An 815-nucleotide genomic window follows, 5' to 3' on the forward strand; every position below is an offset into this window, starting at 1 on the left:
CGGCACGGCACTTGCACTGGAACCTCTACACGCACGGTCCGGGGCTCAGGCTGGGTAACTGGCTCGGCAACGCATCCCACCAGCGCCACGGCGAACGCCGCGATCAGCCACCTCATAGCCCAAGCTCCTTGTCGATGATCGCCGCCGCAGTTGCCGCCGGGTCGCCACCGGTGCGCTCTTGTTGCAGGCGGTTCGCCGCCTGGTAGTCCTGCTGAGCATCCTGGTGCGCCTGGTCGGCCGCAGCTTTAGCCTTTTGCTCTCGGTCCTGCTCGGCGGCTTTCAAGGCGGCGATGGCCTGGTTTTGTTCGCCCACCTGCCCTTCAAGCGATTCACGGGTGGTTTTGCAACTCGCCAAGTCTTCGCCGGCCTTCTTCGCATCGGCCTGTGCGGTGGTCACGATGGGTTGGTAATGACGCGCAGTGAGCCAGTAGCCGACTCCAGCACCGAGGCCAATCAGCACCAGGGCGACGATGGCGTATCCCGCCAACTTCAACTGGGTTTCGGTCATGCCAAGGCCCTGCCCACGCCTTCATCAACCACGCTGGCCAAGTACGGGTTGCTTCCGTTCTCATGGGCGATGATCGCTTCTACCAGCCTCCGAAGGGTGGCGGGCAGGCGCACATCGATGGGATCGTTGGGCTTCACACCAAGGTAATTGGCGACGCTGGCGATATAGGCCTCGGTATCGTTTTCGCCGCCCGGGGCCCATCTGCTAATGATTTCGCGCACAGTGTCGATGCCGGGCGCACCCACCCCAGGCATGCCATCCTTGCCGCGATAGGCCAGCAGCAACTTGGCCAGGGCACGTATGCCGT

2 protein-coding genes are annotated in these 815 nt (G+C 63.4%); both read right to left on the reverse strand.

Annotation, left to right across the window (positions count from 1 at the left end; all coding sequences use genetic code 11):
• Positions 1-112: 112 nt before the first annotated feature.
• Positions 113-508, reverse strand: coding sequence for a hypothetical protein (locus tag HAQ05_RS27890; RefSeq protein WP_190427618.1), 396 nt, complete (start codon positions 506-508; stop codon positions 113-115).
• A partial coding sequence (locus HAQ05_RS27895) for a structural protein P5 (protein ID WP_190427619.1) occupies positions 505-815 on the reverse strand: 311 nt, incomplete at its 5' end. The genes HAQ05_RS27890 and HAQ05_RS27895, both read right to left, overlap by 4 nt.

Source organism: Pseudomonas typographi, from assembly GCF_014694385.1.
Classification (GTDB): domain Bacteria; phylum Pseudomonadota; class Gammaproteobacteria; order Pseudomonadales; family Pseudomonadaceae; genus Aquipseudomonas; species Aquipseudomonas typographi.

Bases quoted from the DNA above. Each gene is read 5' to 3' on its own strand.
- HAQ05_RS27890 (WP_190427618.1), bottom strand. From the start codon at position 508: ATGACCGAAACCCAGTTGAAGTTGGCGGGATACGCCATCGTCGCCCTG.